Origin of the sequence: Paenibacillus sp. FSL P2-0322, assembly GCF_037975315.1 — a bacterium.
GTDB classification, from domain to species: domain Bacteria; phylum Bacillota; class Bacilli; order Paenibacillales; family Paenibacillaceae; genus Paenibacillus; species Paenibacillus polymyxa_B.
Genome location: NZ_CP150243.1, coordinates 2,652,091 through 2,674,050, shown reverse-complemented (window position 1 = coordinate 2,674,050; position 21,960 = coordinate 2,652,091). Strand labels below are relative to the sequence as shown.

Genomic DNA, 21,960 nt, shown 5'->3' with positions numbered 1-21,960 from the left:
CATTTAAAATTGCTTGTTAAAAAACTTTGACTTGAATCAGAGGGTGATTTTACGTGTGTGAACATGCTTATCGAATTTTGTTGTTTTACAAATATGTCAACATTGAAGATCCTGCCACCTTTACGGCAGAGCATCTGGCTTACTGCAAGGAGCTGGGCGTCAAGGGAAGAATCTTGATTGCTGCGGAAGGAATCAACGGAACACTGTCTGGTACAGTAGAGCAAACTGAGCAATATATGCGTGATTTGCGCGCCAATCCGAAATTCCACGATATCGTTATTAAAATAGATGAGTCTGACGGTCATGCGTTCAAGAAAATATTTGTACGCCATCGTCAGGAGCTTGTTACGCTGCGTCATGAAGATGAGCTGGACCCTAATGAAATTAGCGGTAAGCGTCTGTCACCAAAGGAGTTTTATGAACAGCTTCAAGATGAAGATGTAGTTGTTCTGGACGGACGTAATGACTATGAATATGACATCGGTCATTTCCGTGGGGCTATTCGCCCCGAAGTCGAATCGTTCCGTGAATTTCCACAATGGATTCGCGACAATATGACTCAGTTCAAGGACAAGAAAATCTTGACGTACTGCACCGGAGGTATCCGTTGCGAAAAGTTGTCCGGTCTTCTGATCAAAGAAGGATTTAACGATGTAGGCCAGTTGGATGGCGGCATTGTGACTTACAGCAAGGACCCGGAAGTACAAGGACGTTTATTTGACGGTAAATGCTACGTGTTTGACGAACGAATCTCGATTCCGATCAATCATACGGATGAGGACGTCATTGTTGGCAAGTGCTTCCATTGTGAAACGCCTAGCGATCATTATATCAATTGCCCGGTGTGCAATCTCCAGCATATCGTATGTCCGGATTGCGAAGAACAGCATCAGCACTATTGCTCTGACGATTGCCGAATCAAAGCGGAAACCGTGGCTACTGCATAAATTAGCAGCATCATTGGTTCATTATAACAAGAGGGATGCCCTATTAGCCGTTCAACATGGCTGTGGGCATCCCTTTTGTTGTTTTCACAATAAGTGTCGAAAGCTTCATAGTATGTACCTATGACCTTGATTGTATTTTCATCTTGGACGGGCTCGAAAGTAGCGTCTTATAATGGAAAATGTCATTACAGAAAGGATGGGTGGAATTCATGATTCAAATCGTACTTTCAACTCTATTATCCGTTATCGTTCCGCTGTCCATTCCGGTGATCGCCGGATTTTTACTCGGCAAATTCATGAAGCTGGAAACGAAACCGCTCTCGACTTTGTATTTATATTTTTTAAGCCCCGCAATGATTCTGGACACGCTACTCAAAGCACAGCTTTCCTGGCATGATGTGGCGCAGACTGCCGCTTTTTCAATACTGAACCTGCTGCTGTTGTGGGGAATTGCACAATTAGCGGGGAAAATCTTTAGACTGAGCACTCCGGAAACGGCTGGACTTACCTTAATCTCTACGCTGACCAATAGTGCAAATTATGGCCTGCCCCTTATTTTACTTGCCTTTGGGCAGCTCGGTCTGGATAAAGCCTCCGTGTATGTCGTCATCCAGATGATTATGGTCAATACCATTGGCGTTTACTTTGCAGCCCGCTCTGAATTTTCTATTCAAAGTGCTGTTAAGTCGGTGTTTTCACTTCCTGCGATCTATGCAGCTCTACTTGCCATGGGATTGCGGTTGCTGGACTGGCATCTTCCCTCAGGGATTCAGTCAGGCGTCTCGATGATTGCTGCCGCCTATTCTCCAGTCGTGCTTGCGATCCTTGGTACCCAGGTGGCTTATGTAAAAATATTCAAGCTGGAGTCGTCTATTAAAAAAGCCAGCTATGCCGGACTAACAATTCGGCTTCTGCTCTCGCCGCTTGCGGCTTGTCTTGCTATGCTGATACTGGGAATTTCAGGCCTTTTGTTCTCCGTTCTCTTCATTTTGGCCTCGATGCCGGTTGCTGTGAATGCTGTCATTTTAGCAGAAAAATTTAATGCATCGCCAAAACTGGTTTCCACCTGCATCCTGTGGAGCACGCTTGCCTCATTCCTGATTTTGCCTATTCTGATTATGTTGGTAGCAGGTTAGCGAGCAAAAAAGACTCTCTACACCATAGAGAGCCATGCGCGATTCTGTCTCCATTCTACTTGCACAGGCGTTTCAAAAAAAGCACTAAGCGTTTCACTGCTTAGAATATCAGTCGTTTTACCTTTGGCAAATACCGTGCCCCGGCGGATTAGAATCGTATGCGTGTACATCGGTAGAATTTCTTCGATATGATGTGTAACATACAGTAAATTCGGCGAAGCCGGCGACTCCGATAACTGGCGAACGCTATCCAGCAATGCTTCCCGGGAGAAAAAGTCCAAACCATTACACGCCTCGTCCAAAATCAGTAGCTTGGGCGAGGCCATTAATGCACGGGCGATAAGCACTTTTTGCTTTTCTCCCTGTGAGCATCCCTGATACAACCGATCCACCAGATGAGCACACCCCAGTTGCGTCATAAGCTGAACGGCCTGTTCATAATCTGTATCCGTCGTCTGATCATAAAGTCCAATGGAGGCAAATTTGCCACTAATGACAACATCCTGCGTACGCTGACTCCCATTAATTCTTTCCTGTAAAGAGGAACTGACCCAACCGATAGATTTGCGCAGTTCCCTCAGATCCACATCTCCAAAGGTATGGCCCAATACACCGACACTACCTGTGGTTGGCCATATGTAACCGTTAATCATATTGAGCATCGTTGTTTTACCTGACCCATTCAAGCCGAGTACAGCCCAGTGCTCTCCCTCAGCTACCTGCCAATTGATTTGGTCCAGTATGGTGCGGTTATCTCTCTTCCAGCTTACATTGTTAAGTTCAATGACAGAATTCATGGCTGTACATCCTTTCTATTCGTCGTATCATCAGATGTTTATACGCATAGTAAAGATCATCGTCAGTACGTCTAGCTTCTCTTTCATGTAAGCATAGCATAGGGTCACTGGTTGTTCAATTTTAAATAACCCACTCCATTGTTCATATAGGAGTGGGCTCAACATGTACTGCTCATGTAAATTCTCTCGCTTCATCTACTGTTTCTTACGTTCGCGAAATCGACGTACCTTCATCAAATTACCGCACATCTTATCGTCGCAAAATCGCTTTGACCGATTTCGGGTATCATCGTAAAACACCCATCGGCAATCGGTGTTATCGCAAATACGAATTCTGGAGCCGCCGCTATTGACGAATGCCTGGGCAAAATCGGCTACCACCTCTGCCAGCACTTTTTTCCAGCCGTTTGCCACAGGTTCCAGCACAATGTTGAAATGCTCATCCTGTTGCTTTAATAAGCGAGTGACCGGCCCCCCTTCTATCATCTTCCGGTTAATCGTATCCACCAGATCAGATGTCATTTGTCCTCCGGAAGTCAGGTGCTCAGCGAAGCTACGCAATTCCCGCCGGAGAATTTGCATTTCTTCGATATCTTCTGCACTGGCTGGGACCGGAGCGGAAAATTGCCACTGTATGAGAAAGTCATTTTGCCATTCCGGCTTCAACAAACGATCTTCTGAACGCCCGCTACCTCTCCAGTCATGCCATTCGCTGTTTACAAAATCAGTCCAAAGTGTATTCAAAAGAGTTCCCCCTACCGCCTGTAACCACTAAAATCATTTTAACTGGTTGCAAATCTTATTTTGTCATGCTACATTATTAATTGTAACGATTTATTCTACATTTAGCTAGTTACATCCCTACAAAAGGAGTTGGGTTAGGTGAGCCGAGATAGAGTAAATATGCTGGTATTGCAAAGAGAAAATTCATGGGATAAGGAAGAATGGATTGTTCCTCTTGCCGCAGCACTTCACGGTGTGAATACACAGGAAGCCACTTGGACACCACCAGGTGGAGGAAACACGATTTGGCAAACGGTTCGTCACATTAATTATTACAATGAGCGTATTTTGAGACGTTTAACTGACCGACCTGTAAGCTCAACTGGAATAAGCAACGATGAGACATTCGGTCCGCCAGGGGATACTGAAGACCATGAAGGATGGCAGAAGACACTGAAAGAAGCAGAAGCTATTGTAAACCAACTGCTTGTCGCCATTACTGCTTTGACTGATGCTGATCTGGATAAGCCTTTCGGCTCCGAAACTCTCGGTGCAGAATTATCGCGGTGGACGCTGCACGATGCATATCATAGTGGACAAATCGTACTTATACGTAAACAACTGGGTACTTGGCGCGTTTAAAAATAAGTATCCTAATTAAAAAGGATGAATTATGAAATATTCATCCTTTTTTCTGTATTAGCTGCTGGCAATGAAGCAATCTACTGGTCAAGATATTTTTTCTTTTTTTGAATCTTTAATTACATTCTTATTTTTATCTTTACTCTTATCTTTATTCTTGTCTTTATTTGTATCTTTGCTTGGGACGGAGACTTTCCTTTTTTCATTAGCCAGTCGCCAATAGCTTAACACTTTACGGTACATGGACTTATCTGTTAATTGGTTAAAAATATATGGGTCCGGCTTCGTATTCACCTCAATAATCCACGGGATAAAGCGATGATCCAGTCCAATGTCCACACCAATTTGCCGGAAATTCGGATATGTTTTTTGCAGTTGTTTGGCGATGGTAAGACCCAGTTCATTTAGTTTCTTGACCAGCTCCGCCTGTTTGCTTTGCGATAAATGGGATTTTAGTAACTGCTCCAAGGCCATCGGCTTACCACCACTATGATAGTTAGTCACGATTTTACGAGGATGACCAAGACGTCCAATAATTCCGGTAGACTCCCATAGCCCTTTTTCATTCCGCTGCACCATAACCCGAATATCAAAATAACGCATTTGATGGCGTAGTAAATGGATTCCCTTTTGAATGAGATAACTTTTCTTCCCCGTATGTTTCGATAGGCTGGTATATAGTGCATCCAAATGTTTGAATTCTTGACGCGTTTCCTCATATTGATAGGCGAAACGCTGGCCGGCCTCCTGCTCTACTCTCATTACACCTTTACCAAAGGTACCTCGTTCGGGTTTTACATAGACCATACCGTATTTCTCCAGCATTGACTTCAAATTTGCTTTGTTATATTTGCGAGTTTCTGGTACATAAGGTTTGATGCTTCCATGCTGGAGCAACAATTGGGTTTTATGCCATTTGCTGCGCAACGCCTGCGCTTGTGAAGAATTCACTTGCCCCTCTCCTCTCTACTCTCAGGTAGAACGCTCCTGTTAAAAAAGATCAATCTATCGTATGCGCTAACTCCCCATTCGAAGCTTCATCAGCCCTGTCCTGCATAGAAATGGACGTTTGACCTGCCCGGTCGAAAACGCCTGTCCAAGCATACGATATTGGGAGACGCTGGGAGCGTATATTTGCACATATAGGGAGTGAATAACATGTCAGCGCAATCGGATGGGCCACGAGAGGGTTCCCTTACAATCGATATTCTGATTCCCGCAATTGATAAAGATATTGCCACACTACCGCTGGTGATTGACAGTCTGCGCCGTCACGTGCAGCACCGAATTGGAACTATTTATATCGTTTCACCGCAAAGCACCGGGATTCGCCGTCTGTGCGTAAACAAGAAATGTACATTTATAGACGAAAAAACGGTGCTGCCCATCACCAAAAAACATATTCATTACGGGACAACGCGCTGGGACCGCTCAGGCTGGCTGTATCAACAATTGCTCAAAATGAATGGCGACAAAATCAGTAAAGCCTCTTTTTTTCTCGTCATTGACGCGGACACGATTTTGATTCGTCCACATACGTTCCGTAAAGACGGAAAAACGATTTTTTACTACCGCAGCTGGAGCCAGCCTGAGTATTTTCGCACCTATCACAAGCTGATAGGCGTTAAAGCTCCCTCACCAAAGTCCTTTGTTACTCACTATATGCTTTTTGAAAAAGCTCGGCTTACCCAGCTCAAGCAAGTTATCGAGGCCCGACATGGAAAACCTTGGTACAGCGCAATTATCCACAGTATAGACCGGACAAAACAGTTTGGGTTTTCCGAATATGAAACGTATGCCAACTATTTATACAGCAATCAACCCTCTCGGATGATTTTGCGCAAGTCATTGAATAAAGCGCTTCATAGTCGGGCTTCTTCCCTGTCGCAAAAACAATTGGATGTCTTGGCCAAGAGCTATCGCTCCTTATCTTTTCATCAACGCAAGGTGTACCAGCTTGCTCCAAAAACAAAGATTGAATCATCGCTAAAATAGTTCTTAAAATCCTGCAAAATGATGCAGTCCAAATGGATCTGCATTGAAGGAGGAAACGTCCGTGCGCATCGTATTGTTATGCGGTGGTGCCGGAAAACGGCTATGGCCACTATCCAACGAAATCCGGTCGAAGCTGTTTCTCCGGTTGTTGTCCGCTCCTGACGGGCGAAAGGAATCTATGCTCAGCCGGGTGTACCGTCAGCTCACCTTAGCTGGGCTGGATTCCTCAGCCCTGCTTCTGGCTCATCGGAGTCAGGTAAATCTAGCCTTTCGCCATACAGAAGGTCGTTTGCCCGTTCTAGGCGAGCCTGCCAAACGTGGAACCTTCACCGCAGCTGCACTGGCGGCTGCTTATTTTCACACCAGAGGCACGGGGCTGGATGAAGTTCTCTGCATTGCTCCAGCGGACATGTATGCAGGGGAGGATTTCTTCCATAGCATAGCAGCGCTCTCCGGCTTATTGCTTGAGAGCGGAGCCGATCTGGCTATGCTTGGGACAAGGCCTACTCATCCCTCCGACCAATACGGCTATGTCGTTCCGGGTCTGCAAATGATACGGGAAGGGAAAACTTCTTATGCGCAAGTTGCCCGCTTCACAGAAAAGCCGGATCTCTCCGGGGCACAACAGCTTATTCATCAGGGCGCGCTGTGGAACTGTGGTGTTTACGCTTTTACATTACGGTATATGCTGTCCTGTATGGAGCGAAGTTATTTGCCGCTGAACGATAAAGCATTATGCGCAATGTATGATAGCCTCCCGGTTCGCAGTTTTGATGAGGAGATTGCAGAGCGTGCCGAACATGCCATCGTCCTGCCCTACGATGGCGAATGGCACGACATCGGCAACTGGCAGGCCCTAACAGAGCAGCTAAGCAGCCAAGTGATCGGGCGTGGACAGATTAGTGGTCAGACTCTTGGTACGCACATCGTCAATGAGCTGCCCTATCCAATTCATGTCATTGGCGTGGAAGATATTATTGCTGCTGCGAGTCCCGACGGCATTCTCATTGCGTCCAAGAGCCATGCCCACGTAATCAAGGAGCAGCTAGGTAAACTTCAACTTCACCCCATGCATGGTGAAACCTCTTGGGGCAGTTACCGGGTGCTGGACGAGTTTGATCATCGGAGTCTGAACGATATACTGGCCATACGGCTGACGGTACTGCCAGATCACCGCTTGAATGGCCGTATTCACGGCAGTGGACTTAAAGTATGGACGATTGTGTCCGGTCGTGGAGAGGTCATGCTGAACGGAGAACGTTTTGCTGCCGCAAGCGGTTCTGTATTTAGCATTCCGGTTGATACGTATCACACGATCCGTGCCGATCTGGATACACCACTGGAGCTGATTGAGGTACGTCTGGGGAACAGCTTGGTGAATGCCTTCTATAAATCCGAGGCCTGACAACACATAGATCAGGATTTTGCAAAATTCGATTCCAGTCGCTCCAAAGTGCAATATATATACGAACTAGAGCATTTCGATCTATATATTGTTCATTGGAAGTCGCTTATTGGATTTTTTGCAAAATCCTCAGATATAACATAGCACGCTACGGATTCTGAACGGAGGTCGCACATAATAAATCGCTCCTGAGCAAGGTGAAAAAATCCTTGCTCCAGAAGCGATTTTATTTTGTGATGCCATATTTTCTTGAGATAATAGTTCTAACCTTGGCAGATAAATATACCTCGTTGCCTTTGACTATTCCGGCTTCTTTTAAAAAATGCCGGACGATCTCTAACTGATAGTGTATGCGTACTTTCTTGGGCAGGCTCCAACCCGTTTCCACGGTAACCGCGCGTGCACCTAAAATACGGGCTGCAGCAGTGCGGGAGGAACCTGGGAGCTCATGCAGCCGAATGTTGAAATGTCGGTCGCTCACCAGGATGGAGCGATTCATTCGCTTAATAATCCGGCGAACCGCAGGAACCACCGGATTGGCTTTGTTGGTGATTAGCGTTTGACCAAGCACCTTGGCATCCTTTTGTGACAATCCGTTAGCCTCATGCAAGTCGAGATACCATTCAGGTTGATGCTTTTGTGTTAATTTGAATAGAGCAGCGGAAAGTGGTTGTGTTGCCAGCTGCTTTTTTTTGCGCGGAAAGGTTCGATTAAGATCAGGTATTCCTCTAATCCGTTTGCGGTAAGCCTCTTGATTTACAATCGGTACAATTATAAGCTTACCCTGGCTAAATCGCAGTTTTTGCTGATTCAAAAGCTTTACCAGTTTCTCAGCAGCTCGTATGCTTGCTATTTCTTTACCATGTATTCCCGCCACCACCATCACACACGGACCTTTCTGTGCCCCTGTGGCTATATAATAAGGAGTTGCCCAAGAGCCCTTTCCGAGCATATACCGTTTAACCTGCATTCCCCTCACCTCCGTGTAGGCTGTCGTTGTCCTCTCTTTTGTTCTCTCCGACGGATGATTTCACGGTATAGTCTTAAGTAGTTACTGGTCATCTGTTTGTTGGTAAATCTTTGAGTCACATACAAACGCAGCTTCGCTGGTGACGGGTAGTTTTTTTGCTGTGCTTTTCGTGCCATTTGGCTAACCGATTTGCAAATCAACTGTGGAAAGCCCGAGAGCACCTCGGGAACGGAGCCGTTTTTTAATGCCAGCACTGGTGTTCCACAAGCCATGGCCTCAACCATAACGAGTCCAAATGGCTCTTCCCACAGTGTCGGAAACAACAGACACTCTGCATGTTTCAGCAATTTCTGTTTCTGATCGCCTCCAACTGCCCCCACATAGCGTATATTCGGATTACGCTGAATTCGTTTCTGAATCTCTTTGCGGAAAAATTCTGGAGCTTTGATAGGACCTGCAATAAGCAGTTTTTTTCCTGTTCGTTCTGCAACCTGAATGGCCTGCAATACACCTTTATTTCGTATAATTCTGCCCATGAACAGCAAGTAGCCACGCTTCTCACTGCTGAACTCGTATTCATGTGTGTTAATGCCGTTATAGATATAAAATCCTTTGCCCCTGCCCATCAGCTGACGTGCTCGTTTACTGACATATACCGGGTTTTTACCGTGTCTCTTCACTGGAAGATGAACGGTGCATACTGATAGACAAGGCAGCTTCCTACGCCCTACAGCAGAACGAAAGGTATGATCATGAATGATATGTGTGTCGGAAGGCATATGCCGGAGTACATATTGGGGGATCTGACTATGTTTCAAACCCTTGGGATAGGTAATCAACCGCGCACTGCTCCTGCTCCCAAGAGCGGCAAAAAGAGATACATGATGCCCTCGTCTCACCAATTCCTCAGTTAATTCATGCACGACCTTTTCCGTTCCGCCCTTGTTGGAGGGTACCGGCTGTGCATCTGGATAGTTGGAAATGACCTGAACAATGGTTAGACGCCGTTTTTTGAGTGCTTTATTCTGCTTTGAAGCCATACGAATTCCCCTTCCTGACCGGAAATACGGTGTGATCCTTACAATGTCAACGGGAATCAGAGCATACTCCCGTACAAGTTATAAATTGTAGTATATAGGTATGTATATTTTGCGTGATTGCTTGTGCCAATCGTCTGCAAGTCGCTTTTTGTCATACGAGCCTATCTATAAGTGGAGTCTATACAATTTGTCAAGCCAAAATTAAGGAGAAAATTCTCATCGTTTTCTAATAAATGAGGACAAAGCGTTGGGGTAACAGGTTTGTAACCATGAGTGGTAAATTCCGGATATTTTATTTGTGTTATTGTCATTTCAGGACATCAACACAATACGAATAACGGAGGAATTTATATATGAAACATACTTCTAAAAAATTGTGGATGGGTATTTGCTTTACTATGACTTTGGCATTGAGCGCAGGGAGCTTCGTCGTTGGACCAGCCACCACTCATGCTGCTTCGGCAAGTAAAGCTGATCGGATTATTTCTAAAGGCTCCCAGTTTATGGGCGTGCGTTATGAGCATGGAGCCCCAGCTGGCAATACAAGCTCTTTTGACTGCTCTTCATTCACTCAATATGTATTTGCACAAAATGGCATTAAGCTACCACGTTCGTCTAGACAGCAATCAACTGTTGGCACTTTTGTACCGCGTAGTCAGCTGAAAAAAGGCGATTTGGTCTTTTTCTATGCACCAATTCATCATGTAGCCATTTACATGGGGAACGGCAAAATTCTGCATACGTATGGTAAAGGCGGCGTAACGGTTACAGATCTAAATTCCGGATGGTGGAGTCGCAATTACACAACAGCACGTCGTGTCCTTTAGAATAAATTTCAGATGATAAAAAGGGCTGTCCCGCTAGTAGATGTATCTACTAGCGGGACAGCCTTTCCTGTTGTCTTTGGGGCAGCGTGACGATGACTACCGTTCCTTCTCCTTCTACGCTCTCCATGCGTATCGTACCCTGATGGGCATCTGTAATTGCCTTGGCAATTGGCAACCCCAGCCCCGTTCCTCCGGTTTTACGATGCCTGGAGCTATCTACCCGATAAAATCGTTCAAAGACCCGCTTGATCTCGCCCTCAGGTATTCCGATCCCATAATCCTTAACCTGGATATAGACATCCTTTTCATCTGTAGATAACCCTATTTCGATCTCATCCGAGCTGTATTTTAATGCATTATCCAGCAGGATCACTAGCAACTGCTTTATTTTTGTCAGATTGGCATCCAGCCAAATTTCGTTCTCTTCTGTTAAAATAGAAATTTGACGATCATGTACAGGCTTGAGATGCGCTACCACCTGTTGACAACAACCGATCATTTCTATCCGCTCATGCGGCTCAGGATCTTTCTGCTGTGAGGAGGCAAGAGTCAGCAACTGCTGTGTCATCGTACGCATTCGCTGAGTTTCTTCATAGATCGATTCAATGGATTCCTTACGAATGTCCTCGTCACGCGTGCCCCACCGCCGCAGCATGTTGGCATAGCCCTCAATAATCATAAGAGTGGTGTTCAGCTCATGTGAGGCATCTGAAACAAACTGCTGCTGGCTCTGAAAGCTTTCTTCTAATCTCTCCATCATTCGGTTAAAAGTGGCGGTCATTTGGGACAATTCATCTTGATTATGACTGCCAGCGGGGATTTTTTTAAATTTCAAGCTTCTTTCAATTTCCTGCATCGTTTGAATACTACTGGAAATCGGCAGCAATATGGCATTCGCCAAAATCGTGCTTCCTACCAAGCTTAGCAACATAGCCCCTACAGTCGATGTGATGAGAATCGTATTTAAAATATCGAGATTGGTTTCGAGTGCATCCCATTTTTCCACGATCTCCAGCGTCCCCTTCTGATTGCCCTCCAGAGAAAGCACAGGCAGATGGATAACCAGAATTTTATGACCCTGTACATCTGTCAGTTGAGAGCTTTGAGAAGTGTTAAAACGTATATCGCCCAGCTTAAAGCGGGACTGGCGACTTACTTCATACAAAAGTCGGGATTGCTGATCAAATACCCTCAAAATGGTATCTCCAGAAAGCTCATCTTTCAGTTTGGGGCCCCATGCATTCTTCAGAATCATCGTGGGTCCGGTTTCGGCAATGATTTCAGTCCACTTATTTTGCAGCACTTCTCTTTCATTTCGCGTAGCGATTTTGACGAACAATAGGTGAACTGTAACATCCACAAACAGGAGTATCGACATCACTAAAATAGAACTGAGCAGGGTGATTTTGGTCCGAAGCTTCACTAGTCTTCCTCCCGGATGAAGTACCCAACACCGCGCACGGTTTTTATCAATTTCTTTTTGTATCCATGATCAATTTTTTTGCGAACATATCGGATATACACATCTACGACATTCGTATCACCGACAAAATCAAATCCCCACACGTCCTGAATCATTTGATCCCGCTGCAATACCTGATTTTTGTGCTCCATCAGATAAAGAAGCAGATCATATTCTTTTGGCGTCAGTTCGATTCGGTTTCCTTCCCGCACTACTGACCTGGTTTTGCGTTCCAACACCAAACTGTCCACTTGGAGCCTAGACGGCGGCTTGTCCTCTTCTTTTAAAGCGGTAGCTGTTGGCTCCATTTGATGCCTCATACTGGCCCGCATCCGCGCTAATAACTCCTCGATCTCAAAAGGCTTCGTAATGTAATCATTGGCACCTTCATCCAGACCTGAAACCTTATCAGGAGTCGTGTTACGTGCAGTGACCATAATTACTGGTGTATGATTGTCCACTTTTCGAATCTGCTTCAGTACCTCGACCCCGTTCATCTCCGGCAGCATTACATCCAGTATGATGATATCCCATGTACCTACTAGAGCTTTTTCCAATCCTTCTCTGCCCGTCTGTGCGATTTCAACTGCATATCCTTCATGGGATAACTCCAACTGAAGCAATCTGGATATCTTCTCTTCATCATCAATGACCAGCACCGACTTTTCCATTGCAAAACCACCTATTTTCTATAGAAAAAACAAATGAGTAATGGAAATGACATTCATTTTTTATTTGATTTTAAGCTTTTATCCGTGTAGTCGCTCTATAATATAACTTTGTTATTCAATTTTTTGATGTTAAGGAGTAATTTATTCATGTTAATTAATGTAGATTATGCTTTATTTCACTGGATCAATGAACTGGCTAATTCCCTCGCCTTTTTGAATGGAACCATGCGTTTCTTGGCGCAATATGCACCATATTTATTCGGAGTGGCTTTGCTGATTTACTGGTTCACTTTTAAAATGCCGCATCGGATGATGGTTTTAGAAGCCGTTATAACGGTTTGTATCGGTTTTGTAATTAGTTGGGGCCTTGGACATTTGTTTTACAGAGATCGACCTTTTGTCGGACATTCAGTCATTCAGCTTGTTCACCATGATCCTAATGCTTCATTCCCAAGTAACCATGCACTTGGAGCGTTTGCTCTGGCTTCCATTTTATGGCTTCATCATCAAAAATTCCGTGTTCTCTGGGTTATCTTGGCTGTACTCATCGCAGTATCCCGCGTGTGGACCGGAGTGCATTATCCCTCGGATATTTTGGCAGGTGCGCTTATTGGTGCAGGTTGTGCCGTCGGCGTTCATCAATTCATTCGAAGCCGGAAGCTTCCTGGCATCTTCATGCAGGCGGCTATTATATTTTATGGAAAATGGGAGCAGAAGCTGGGGCTCAATCCTGGTGAACAGGCCAGAACTAAGATGACTGAACACACTTCCTCTGTCCAAATGAAAAGCAGACGCTAAAGCGTCTGCTTTTTTATATGCTTCATTTATTTATGCTACCTATTATGCTGTCGATTTGGAGCGAAGTGGCAGCATTCGTCGTTCTTCGTACCGCTGATAAAACCAAATACAAGCCGCCATCCAGCAGCCACTCATAAAATAGCCACCCACAACGTCGCTCGGATAATGTACGCCCAAATAAATGCGGCTCGTTCCGATTGCTACAATCAGCAGACTGCTGAGCACAATAAGAAGGATACGCCCCAGCCTAGAAGGAACATGCTTCCACACTAAAAATGTCAGCGCAGCGTACATGCTGAAAGCTGTCATGGAATGTCCGCTCGGAAAGCTGTATCCATTCTCTTCAATAATACGGTTAATCTCCGGTCTCGCACGCTGAAAAAGCAATTTCAGTATCGTATTCAGCATTACCGATCCCAACACAGCAGCCGCCAAAAAAAGCAGTTCTCTGCGGTGTCCCAATACTCTATAAAGCACGAACATGGCAATTAAAATGATGATCACAACTGGAATCCCGCTGCCGATCATGGTGAAAAATTTCATTAGACGGGTCATGGCGGGCGACTCCAGCTGTCGAATAGCCGTAATAATTTTCTGGTCAAAATACCGTATTTGATGGTCGCTCACCCATAATGCGATTAAGCCAAAACCGAGCGCACATACTATACATGTGAGCAGTGCTAAGGAAATGGGCAGCTTTGTTGGTGTTTTCTTCATTTTCTATAGTTCCTCCATAACATTCATTGCGTGATAAAACAAAGTCCAGCATTAGCTTTCGTATATATCTTACTTTACCCATTTTTCTGTTATCATTTCATTCAAAGACTAGGTGCATCCTCCACATGTCGAAACCCATTTTTTTGGAAAAGGTGGGATCAGGCGCCCATGAGGTATCCCTGTTGGTATATAGCCGGGTGCTTTTTGCACGCTTCTCATGCAATAGCATCCGTCCTCCTTTATTTGATGATCATATCATTCTATGGACGTGGTTGGAGTTCTCATATAGCCTCTCCCAACTTTAAGAATCATTTTATAATATAAGGATTTCATATTGACTACAAAATCACAAGCGGAATGTAGCGAAAAAGCAGCATCAAAAAAGGACGCCATTCTAAGCCTTATAAACGGCTCGAATGACATCCTATGATTACACGTGGCATACTACAAGCGCAAATCTTAAGTTAAACAAATATCATCTTCTATTTAGGTTGGTGTGACTTCTCCAAGTTTAACCTTACTCTCTGCTTCCTCTATTGGATAGCGTCTGCGGAACCACAGCGACTGAAGCAGCAAAAAGGTGCCGCTTACTGTCCAATATAATGGCATGGCAGAAGGGGCATTAAAGGAAAAGACCGCCATCATAATCGGTGAAAGATAGCCCATGATCGCAAATTGCTTGCGCTGGTCAGGCGTCATCTGAAGCTGAGAAAGCTTGGCCTGTGCCAAGTATACAACTGCGACGACGATTGCCAAAATCCAGTCCGGCTGTCCGAGCCGGAACCATAGGAAGGAGTGAGACGCCAGCTCCGGGGTTAAGCGGATTGCAGTGTACATACCGCTCAAGATCGGGAGCTGAATGAGAATAGGCAGACAACCGATATTAAGCGGATTGAATTGATGCTCTTTATAAAGCGACATCATTTCCTGCTGCATACTCTGCTGGCTGGTGGTATCTTTCTTGTTTTCATACTTCTTCTTAATTCGGTCCAAGTCGGGCTGCATGGCGCTCATCTTACGCTTCATCCCCTGCTGGGCACGCGTTTGACGCATCATAAGAGGCAGTAAGGCCAGCCGGACAATGAATGTCAAAGTCATAATCGCCAGCCCAAAGCTTCCACCAAACCATTGCGCCAATTGCTGAATAAGCCAAGAAAGCGGGAACACCACGTAATGATTAAAAAATCCGGGTGTCTGTGCATTTATCTCCGCAGCATTCGCACCACAACCAGACAGCAGCATAACCACCGCCAACGCTACCATTAATCCTAATATCCGTTCTTTTTTACCCCAAAAGGTGAATCCCTTGAATCGTTTCATATGTTCCTCCTCGTTGATTGGCTGTGCCATCGTTCAACGAGGGAGAACAATCGGATGCATCTTCATCCGGCGCTTCCTTACGCCGGATATGTCGGGCCAGCCGGACAGGCATGTCCTGTCCACGGGCAGACATCGGCATCTGTGGAGAAGCATGCGACCTTACGGGCCCGCCTTCGACCCAGCATTCGGGTACATTGCCGTGCAAATGAGCGAGATATGCATAAGTCACTGTGCACAGCAAGCCGATTGTAAATAAATAAGGGAGTAGGTCCTGGAGCTCAAACAAGGGATTCACCTCCTTCGGTTTGTTGCTACAATTATAGCACGAAAACCGGACAAGCGACTAATCTTTAATTAGAGATACAGGTTGGACACAAGCAACTGAATTTAAGTATTTATGCTCAAAACAACCAAAATGTAAATACAACATGAAACTTTTGGGTTTATTTACAGTCTAATCAAAGGTGACTTTCTATAAAGCCTTACTCCCCTATTAACCATTAAAGGAGCCAGCGCGTATGAGAAAAACGATACACAGCACATTGTTTACAGGATTGGCGTTAGCCAGCATTGGGCTGCCCTTAATCAGCGATGGATTCACTGAAAAGGCAAGTGCAGAGCAATCTGCAGTCTCCATGAGTAACGCCGCTTATAGCACCACAATCCAGGCACCTGTGATCAAACCTTCCTGGTCTTTTCCCGTTATCCCAATCGATAGAAACCGATATCCAGATAAGGCGGTAGCAATAGCGGAAAACGGTAAGGTATTCGCGGTTGACTCGAACCATAGACTGGTTGCCCTTGAGGCCAGTTCGGGTCGGAAATTGTGGCAATATGGTGATCAACTTACCCCTGTTTTAACGTACAACAAAGGTATCATCTACGGAATGACACGAAGCGGTTCTATCTATGCCGTTACAGAAGCTGGCAAGAAAGTGTGGTCCACTCCGCTTGGATTTACTGAAGCATATGGTATTCAGCGCATTGGTCCAACTATATATATTATGCAATCGGTGCAAACGGCTGCCATTGATGCTGTCAGTGGCAAGGTGAAGTGGAAAATCAGTGAGGATAAGAACTCATACAGTGGTTTGGGCGAAATAATGGAAACTGACGGTGTGCTTATCCGCAACTATAATGTACAGGGCAGCCTGACCTTTGAACAGATTAATGCCTATGACGCTAAAACCGGCAAAAAGCTTTGGGACAGCTTCAGAAGTTCTTTTCCACTGGCCGTTAAAGACGGGATTGTCTACTCTGTTGCCAATACGTTTATGATTGATGATGACCCGGTAAATCGAAAAGTTACGATAGCACAGTACGACCTCAAGACAGGTGAATCCAAAGGAGATCGTCAGTACCGATGGACTGAGGCTGAAAATAAAGATGGCACTTTCCAATCTGGAGGCATATACGGTTCTGCTTTTTTGTACGGTAAAGACCTTTATGTCTTTCAGGGAAAGATACTAGCTTCCTATGACTTCTGGAACTATAAACCAGATAGCAAACCTGCTCGCAAGTGGGCGCAAAATGGCTATGATCAACTTGTTCCTTTATTGTCTATTCATGAAGGTCGCATGTTCTACCAAGATTTTAGTACATCCAGACTGACTGCTATGAAGCTGTCCTCAGGTCAATTCATTCATTACGACGGCGATAATCCGACCGTTCAAGCTGACGTATTCGGTAAAGGAGTCTATGTCGGGCAATCAGATGGCGTATTTCATGGCTATGATTTGATGAGCTTAAAGCCCGTGTTTGCTGTCAACACAGGCTCACGCTCCTTCGGTCCAACGCTCAAATCCGGTGGAATGATATTTATTCAAAGCGGAAACCGTCTGCTTGGCGTCAAGCTCCCTGCTTCTTTAAAATAAGACCAAAGATTTTAAGCAGCATTCTCGCTGGAACAGCAAAAGGTTAACGGATAGCAAGCATACGATTCAATGCTAGTACAGCATCCTGTCTGATCTGAGCATCCACACGAATCACACCCACAGGCTCACCCCGATCAAACTGCTCCATTGCCCACAGCAAATGGGGAAGATCGATCCGGTTCATGGTCAGACAGGGACACATATCGGGATTGAGCGATTCAATCTGCTGTTCAGGGTACTGCTGTTTGATTCGTTGCACGAGATTCATTTCTGTGCCAACAGCCCATTGGGTTCCCGGCTCTGCCGCGCGAATGGTATCGATGATGAATTTTGTGGAGCCCGCGCAATCTGCGAGCTGTACGACCTCATAAGAGCATTCGGGGTGCACGATGACCCGGATGTTCTTATCACGCTCGCGGACATTGCGAATGTGATCTACTGTAAACTTTTCATGAACAGAGCAGTGCCCTTTCCATAAAATAATTTTTACGGTTGCCGGGTCCTGTTCAGTCTCCAGCTGATCGGTCATGGGATTCCACACGGCCATTTCAGCCAGCGGAATTCCAAGATCGTAAGCTGTATTGCGGCCCAAATGCTGATCCGGCAAAAACAAAATACGTTCCTTTTGCTTCAGCGCCCATTCCAGCACTTGTTTGGCATTCGAAGAGGTCACGGTAGCCCCGCCATGTCGCCCTACAAAGGCTTTGATCTCTGCTGTGGAATTTACATACGTTAACGGAATGATCGTATCTCCTACCAACTCCTGTAAATGCTTCCACGCTCGTTCTGTCTGCTCTATGTTCGCCATATCTGCCATTGAGCAGCCTGCGCGCATATCCGGCAGGACAACAGTCTGTCGATCAGTAGTCAGCATATCCGCTGTCTCGGCCATAAAATGTACCCCACAAAATACAATAAACTCCGCTTCCTGATTTTGTGCAGCCATTTGAGCAAGCTGTAGAGAATCTCCTGTTATATCAGCAAACTGAATAACCTCGTCCTTCTGATAGTGATGGCCCGGTATAAGCAGCTTGGGTCCCCATTTTTGTTTCAGCTCGGCCACTCGCTGCTCCATGTCAGCAACCGTCAGTGTCTTATAATGCTCTGGTATAAGCCCTCTATTTCCTTGTAAAATGTCAAGCATAGACATTAGAATCCCTCCATATCGATGCGGCTGATCGTTTCCGCTCTCACGAACAGATAACCGCTTTGTGTACATAACTGTTTACAAGTGTCTTGACACTTATATTTACACATGCCTACAATAATCTCAAGAGTTTTTGAATGGAATTATTTTTAAGCAGGGAGGAATTACTGTGATTTATCTGGACTATGCCGCTTCCACACCTATGTGTGACGAAGCTTTAAATATGTATAACGTATTAAATAAGGAAATGTTCGGAAATGCCAGCAGCCTCCATGATGCGGGCGGTCAAGCAGCCTACACGCTGGATTACAGCAGGCAACGAATAGCAAATATGATTGGCGGGCAAAAGGAAGGCATCTATTTTACAACCGGGGGAACAGAATCCAATATGTTGATTGTGCAATCAATCCTGAACGGGTTGCCGCCGCATAAAAAGCATTGGATCATGAGCGCTTTGGAACATCACTCGATGTACAACCTTGCTACTTTGCTGGAACGTCAGGGCTATGAACTGACCATTGTGCAACCGGATCGGGAAGGACGAATGACTCGCGAAGCTCTTTTACCTCACCTGAGAGAAAACACCGGACTTGTATCTGTACAACACGCCAATTCGGAAACGGGACTGGTTCAGGACCTTGCTGCCATATCTCCCCTGCTACACGAACGGGGTATTTTGCTGCACAGTGATGCGGTACAGACATTTGGGAATATTCTCTTAGATGTAGAAGCCATGGGAGTAGATGCACTCTCTGTATCGAGCCATAAAGTGTATGGCCCCAAAGGTGTCGGTGCTGCATATCTCAAACCCGGAACCCCGTGGCGTCCCGTGTACCCTGATACGCTACATGAAAACGGATTTCGTCCTGGAACGGTTAATGTTCCCGGGATTGCAGCCTTTGTCGCGGCGGCAGAAATGATGACCGAACAGATGGAGTCGCATCAGGAGCGATATGCTACCCTGAGAAGACACTTTATTAGGAAAATTCAGGAAAGATCCATTCCGTTACGTTGGGTCGTACAGGAAAGCGAGAATAAAGCAGTGCTTCATCATATAGTTGGATGTTTTTTTCACGGTTACGAGGGACAATATGTTATGCTGGAATGTAATCGCAGAGGTGTCTGTATATCAACCGGAAGCGCATGTGCCGCCGGACACCACGATCCTTCGCCTGCCTTACAAGCGCTTGGAGCATCCGACCGTGAAGCATTACAATTTATCCGTATTTCTTTCGGAAGGGCAACCACCATCGAGGAATTGAATGTACTGGTAGATATTTTGACAGACCTGACGCATCGACAAGAAAGGAGCTTATCCCGTTGACTGAATCTTTAAAGCGGTCAGGTACGGATCGCCGCGAACAGCTGCTGTTGTGGCTCAAGAGCGAATCACCGCTGACCGGGAGCGAACTGGCACGCAGATCCTCCGTCTCCCGACAAGTAATTGTACAGGATATTTCCCTGTTAAAAGCAAGCCAAGAGCCTATCCTTGCAACGAGTCAAGGATATATTTATATGGAGCCTGCGGGTCAGACAGCCCCCTTAGCCTCACGTATTATTGTGTGTAAACATCGACCTGAACAGACAGAAGAGGAACTAAAGCTGATTGTGGACTACGGTGTAAGTGTGCAGGATGTTATTGTTGAGCATCCGGTATACGGGGATCTAACTGCTCCGATACGGGTTGGAACTCGCAAGGAAGTGGACGATTTTATCCGTAAAATCAGTTCCACCCAGGCCACTTATTTGTCCCAGCTGACGGGAGGCATCCACCTGCATACCTTGAATGCCTCAGATGAAAATAAAATTAACGATGCCTGCGCTGCATTGGAGCAAGCAGGCTTCCTAATGACGGACTAACTTAGTGCGCTATAGCGGAGTAAAGAAAATCCTGTCCAGTATGTGGAGTGCAACTGTGCTCCACATGGACGGTATGTAAGTAGCGAGAAATAAAAAAATCCCGGCCCCCTCATATAAGGGAATCGGGAATGAACTATGTGAGCTTAATTTCAAGCAACTCATATTTGATTACAGCCATGGGTGCATCCACATGAATGATACTGCCCACTTCTTTCCCCAAAAGTGCCTTGCCTAAAGGACTCTCATAGGAAATTTTGTTATCCAGAACATCCGCCTCAGCAGGACTTACAATTTTGTATTCCATCTTCTCCGAAAATTCGATGTCATTCAGAATGACAGTCGATCCGATACTAACGGTTCTAAGGTCTAAATTACTCTCGTCCACGACCCGGGCTTTGGTCAGCATCTTCTCCAATATGAGAATGCGGGTTTCCATAAATGCTTGGTCGTCCTTGGCTGAGTGATACTCACTATTTTCCTTCAAATCACCGTAGCTGATAGCCAACTTAAGCCGTTCGGCTAGCTCCTTACGTTTTACGGTCTTCAGTTCCTTAAGCTCATCCTCTAGCTTGGCCAATCCCTCTTTAGTTAACAATACTTCTTCATTCGACATATTTTATCTACAACTCCTATTTCAGCATTTGCTTAATTCCAATTCAACGCTCAAAAATACAATAAACGAACTAAACCGTTTCGGTCTAAACATTGCTGATTGGAAACGCTCTTGGGATGTATGCAAATTGCTCATTTGGCTTGCTTTATTGTAGTTTACTCTAAATCGGACCAACATGCGAAATAAATTACTGATAATAGTAGCCAACTACCTTCAGCCAGGGTGATTCTTATAGTAACCAATGCTCTCTTATTCGCATATCGTATGATCATAACGTATATTGATGAGCACATGCAGTGCCGCTGTCCTTGTCCCGAATTTTGTGAAAACCAGGCAGGAGCAGTATATGGCGGGAGGAAGATTCAATGGCTTCCTTAGGAAAGAATGGTAATGGGAATGGGAATCGTAAATCCAAATCCCCCCCCAACGGTCAAAAGAAAAATGGATTAAACAGTAATTCGGCTATCTTTTCTGCTCTTCAAGGGAAAAATGTGGAGGTCTTAGTGGCAGCCCTCCTACTAACGGGAAAACTAAACGTCGATTCCGTGACTTTATACAGACAAGCAACATTATTTTTAGGCCTCACTGGAAAATACAAAACATTAGCATCTACTCCTTCCAATGTCGATAATATGGTAAAATTTTTAAATGATAATGGAAATATGACACTTGATCAAGTAATACAGGCCTTTTCACAGAAAGTAAACAATTAACAAGTGGCGAAAGGAGATATTTGTGGTGAGTGAGTTTGATGGAGAATATTTTGCAGAGGTTGTCATTATTGTGATACTAGTTGCCTTGTTCTTCTATGGCTCCTCAGATATAGAGGGACTGTCTGCTCAACCAACACAATCCTAAAATGATAGTACCCGCTGCGGGTACTTTTTTCATGCTTCTCTCTTATATAAATACAGCTCGACAGAACACCATAGTGGCAGACATATCGTAAAAATAAAATAGAGCATCTATAGACTCTCACGAGGTCAATAGATGCTCTTACTTTTTAACGGACCATC

23 protein-coding genes are annotated in these 21,960 nt (G+C 45.2%); 11 read left to right on the top strand and 12 right to left on the bottom strand.

What is annotated here, in order from left to right:
- The first annotated feature begins 53 nt into the window (after positions 1–53).
- Entirely contained in the window at positions 54–947 is an 894-nt protein-coding gene (locus tag MKY24_RS11780) for a rhodanese-related sulfurtransferase (protein WP_023988475.1), read from the top strand.
- A 209-nt stretch (positions 948–1,156) separates the two neighbouring features.
- Positions 1,157–2,083: an AEC family transporter gene (locus MKY24_RS11775; RefSeq protein WP_023988474.1), complete on the top strand. Its 927-nt coding sequence runs from the start codon at positions 1,157–1,159 to the stop codon at positions 2,081–2,083.
- A 17-nt stretch (positions 2,084–2,100) separates the two neighbouring features.
- Here MKY24_RS11775 and MKY24_RS11770 read toward each other — a convergent pair whose 3' ends face one another.
- Complete coding sequence (locus MKY24_RS11770; RefSeq protein WP_023988473.1) at positions 2,101–2,880, bottom strand: ABC transporter ATP-binding protein; 780 nt, start codon at positions 2,878–2,880, stop codon at positions 2,101–2,103.
- 195 nt (positions 2,881–3,075) lie between these two features.
- The gene (locus tag MKY24_RS11765) at positions 3,076–3,624 is read right to left on the bottom strand and encodes a CGNR zinc finger domain-containing protein (protein ID WP_023988471.1); all 549 of its coding nucleotides are present in this window, start codon (positions 3,622–3,624) and stop codon (positions 3,076–3,078) included.
- 138 nt (positions 3,625–3,762) lie between these two features.
- Between MKY24_RS11765 and MKY24_RS11760 the strand changes: the two genes are divergently transcribed.
- Entirely contained in the window at positions 3,763–4,245 is a 483-nt protein-coding gene (locus MKY24_RS11760; protein ID WP_023988470.1) for a DinB family protein, read from the top strand.
- Positions 4,246–4,332: 87 nt separating this feature from the next.
- On the opposite strand, the gene MKY24_RS11755 is transcribed toward MKY24_RS11760, so the two are convergent.
- On the bottom strand, positions 4,333–5,196 hold the full coding sequence (locus MKY24_RS11755) for a YheC/YheD family protein (RefSeq protein WP_023988469.1): 864 nt from the start codon (positions 5,194–5,196) through the stop codon (positions 4,333–4,335).
- A 207-nt stretch (positions 5,197–5,403) separates the two neighbouring features.
- Between MKY24_RS11755 and MKY24_RS11750 the strand changes: the two genes are divergently transcribed.
- Together MKY24_RS11750 and MKY24_RS11745 are read left to right on the top strand one after the other, a co-directional pair.
- Positions 5,404–6,240: a DUF6492 family protein gene (locus tag MKY24_RS11750; RefSeq protein WP_023988468.1), complete on the top strand. Its 837-nt coding sequence runs from the start codon at positions 5,404–5,406 to the stop codon at positions 6,238–6,240.
- A gap of 61 nt (positions 6,241–6,301) precedes the next feature.
- Complete coding sequence (locus tag MKY24_RS11745; RefSeq protein WP_023988467.1) at positions 6,302–7,645, top strand: sugar phosphate nucleotidyltransferase; 1,344 nt, start codon at positions 6,302–6,304, stop codon at positions 7,643–7,645.
- A 226-nt stretch (positions 7,646–7,871) separates the two neighbouring features.
- Here MKY24_RS11745 and MKY24_RS11740 read toward each other — a convergent pair whose 3' ends face one another.
- Entirely contained in the window at positions 7,872–8,615 is a 744-nt protein-coding gene (locus MKY24_RS11740) for a succinylglutamate desuccinylase/aspartoacylase family protein (protein WP_053325368.1), read from the bottom strand.
- Positions 8,616–8,620: 5 nt separating this feature from the next.
- On the bottom strand, positions 8,621–9,655 hold the full coding sequence (locus MKY24_RS11735) for a glycosyltransferase family 4 protein (RefSeq protein WP_339202032.1): 1,035 nt from the start codon (positions 9,653–9,655) through the stop codon (positions 8,621–8,623).
- 353 nt (positions 9,656–10,008) lie between these two features.
- Here MKY24_RS11735 and MKY24_RS11730 point away from each other — a divergent pair, with 353 nt between their 5' ends.
- Positions 10,009–10,482 carry a C40 family peptidase gene (locus MKY24_RS11730; RefSeq protein WP_028541384.1) on the top strand — a complete coding sequence of 158 codons (474 nt, stop codon included), beginning with the start codon at positions 10,009–10,011 and terminating at the stop codon, positions 10,480–10,482.
- 49 nt (positions 10,483–10,531) lie between these two features.
- Here MKY24_RS11730 and MKY24_RS11725 read toward each other — a convergent pair whose 3' ends face one another.
- A complete protein-coding gene (locus MKY24_RS11725; RefSeq protein ID WP_075154157.1) occupies positions 10,532–11,905 on the bottom strand; it encodes an ATP-binding protein in 1,374 nt (457 codons plus the stop codon).
- Positions 11,905–12,615: a response regulator transcription factor gene (locus MKY24_RS11720; RefSeq protein WP_339202029.1), complete on the bottom strand. Its 711-nt coding sequence runs from the start codon at positions 12,613–12,615 to the stop codon at positions 11,905–11,907. The genes MKY24_RS11725 and MKY24_RS11720 overlap by 1 nt, the downstream gene beginning before the upstream one ends.
- Positions 12,616–12,762: 147 nt before the next feature.
- On the opposite strand from MKY24_RS11720, the gene MKY24_RS11715 reads away from it, so the two are divergent.
- Positions 12,763–13,413: an undecaprenyl-diphosphatase gene (locus MKY24_RS11715; protein WP_075154155.1), complete on the top strand. Its 651-nt coding sequence runs from the start codon at positions 12,763–12,765 to the stop codon at positions 13,411–13,413.
- 42 nt (positions 13,414–13,455) lie between these two features.
- On the opposite strand, the gene MKY24_RS11710 is transcribed toward MKY24_RS11715, so the two are convergent.
- The 3 genes from MKY24_RS11710 to MKY24_RS11700 form a co-directional block, all read right to left on the bottom strand.
- Entirely contained in the window at positions 13,456–14,130 is a 675-nt protein-coding gene (locus MKY24_RS11710; RefSeq protein ID WP_339202028.1) for a phosphatase PAP2 family protein, read from the bottom strand.
- Between the two features lie 486 nt (positions 14,131–14,616).
- Positions 14,617–15,450 carry a membrane protein insertase YidC gene (gene yidC, locus MKY24_RS11705; RefSeq protein WP_023988458.1) on the bottom strand — a complete coding sequence of 278 codons (834 nt, stop codon included), beginning with the start codon at positions 15,448–15,450 and terminating at the stop codon, positions 14,617–14,619.
- Positions 15,416–15,745 (bottom strand): hypothetical protein, encoded by a 330-nt coding sequence (locus tag MKY24_RS11700; RefSeq protein ID WP_231118746.1) that lies wholly within the window; start codon positions 15,743–15,745, stop codon positions 15,416–15,418. The genes yidC and MKY24_RS11700 overlap by 35 nt, the downstream gene beginning before the upstream one ends.
- 223 nt (positions 15,746–15,968) lie before the next feature.
- Here MKY24_RS11700 and MKY24_RS11695 point away from each other — a divergent pair, with 223 nt between their 5' ends.
- Entirely contained in the window at positions 15,969–17,324 is a 1,356-nt protein-coding gene (locus MKY24_RS11695; RefSeq protein ID WP_023988456.1) for a PQQ-binding-like beta-propeller repeat protein, read from the top strand.
- 43 nt (positions 17,325–17,367) lie between these two features.
- Here the strand turns inward: MKY24_RS11695 and nadA are convergent, their stop codons facing one another.
- Positions 17,368–18,474 carry a quinolinate synthase NadA gene (gene nadA, locus MKY24_RS11690; protein WP_339202026.1) on the bottom strand — a complete coding sequence of 369 codons (1,107 nt, stop codon included), beginning with the start codon at positions 18,472–18,474 and terminating at the stop codon, positions 17,368–17,370.
- Positions 18,475–18,640: 166 nt separating this feature from the next.
- Between nadA and MKY24_RS11685 the strand changes: the two genes are divergently transcribed.
- Both MKY24_RS11685 and MKY24_RS11680 read left to right on the top strand, forming a co-directional pair.
- Positions 18,641–19,795: an IscS subfamily cysteine desulfurase gene (locus MKY24_RS11685; protein ID WP_028541389.1), complete on the top strand. Its 1,155-nt coding sequence runs from the start codon at positions 18,641–18,643 to the stop codon at positions 19,793–19,795.
- Positions 19,792–20,331, top strand: a complete 540-nt coding sequence (locus tag MKY24_RS11680) for a transcription repressor NadR (RefSeq protein WP_339202024.1) — start codon at positions 19,792–19,794, stop codon at positions 20,329–20,331. Before MKY24_RS11685 ends, MKY24_RS11680 begins: the two co-directional genes overlap by 4 nt.
- Before the next feature lie 133 nt (positions 20,332–20,464).
- On the opposite strand, the gene greA is transcribed toward MKY24_RS11680, so the two are convergent.
- Positions 20,465–20,944 carry a transcription elongation factor GreA gene (greA, locus tag MKY24_RS11675; RefSeq protein WP_013310174.1) on the bottom strand — a complete coding sequence of 160 codons (480 nt, stop codon included), beginning with the start codon at positions 20,942–20,944 and terminating at the stop codon, positions 20,465–20,467.
- Positions 20,945–21,309: 365 nt separating this feature from the next.
- Between greA and MKY24_RS11670 the strand changes: the two genes are divergently transcribed.
- Positions 21,310–21,657, top strand: coding sequence for a hypothetical protein (locus MKY24_RS11670; RefSeq protein WP_023988452.1), 348 nt, complete (start codon positions 21,310–21,312; stop codon positions 21,655–21,657).
- Positions 21,658–21,960: the final 303 nt, after the last annotated feature.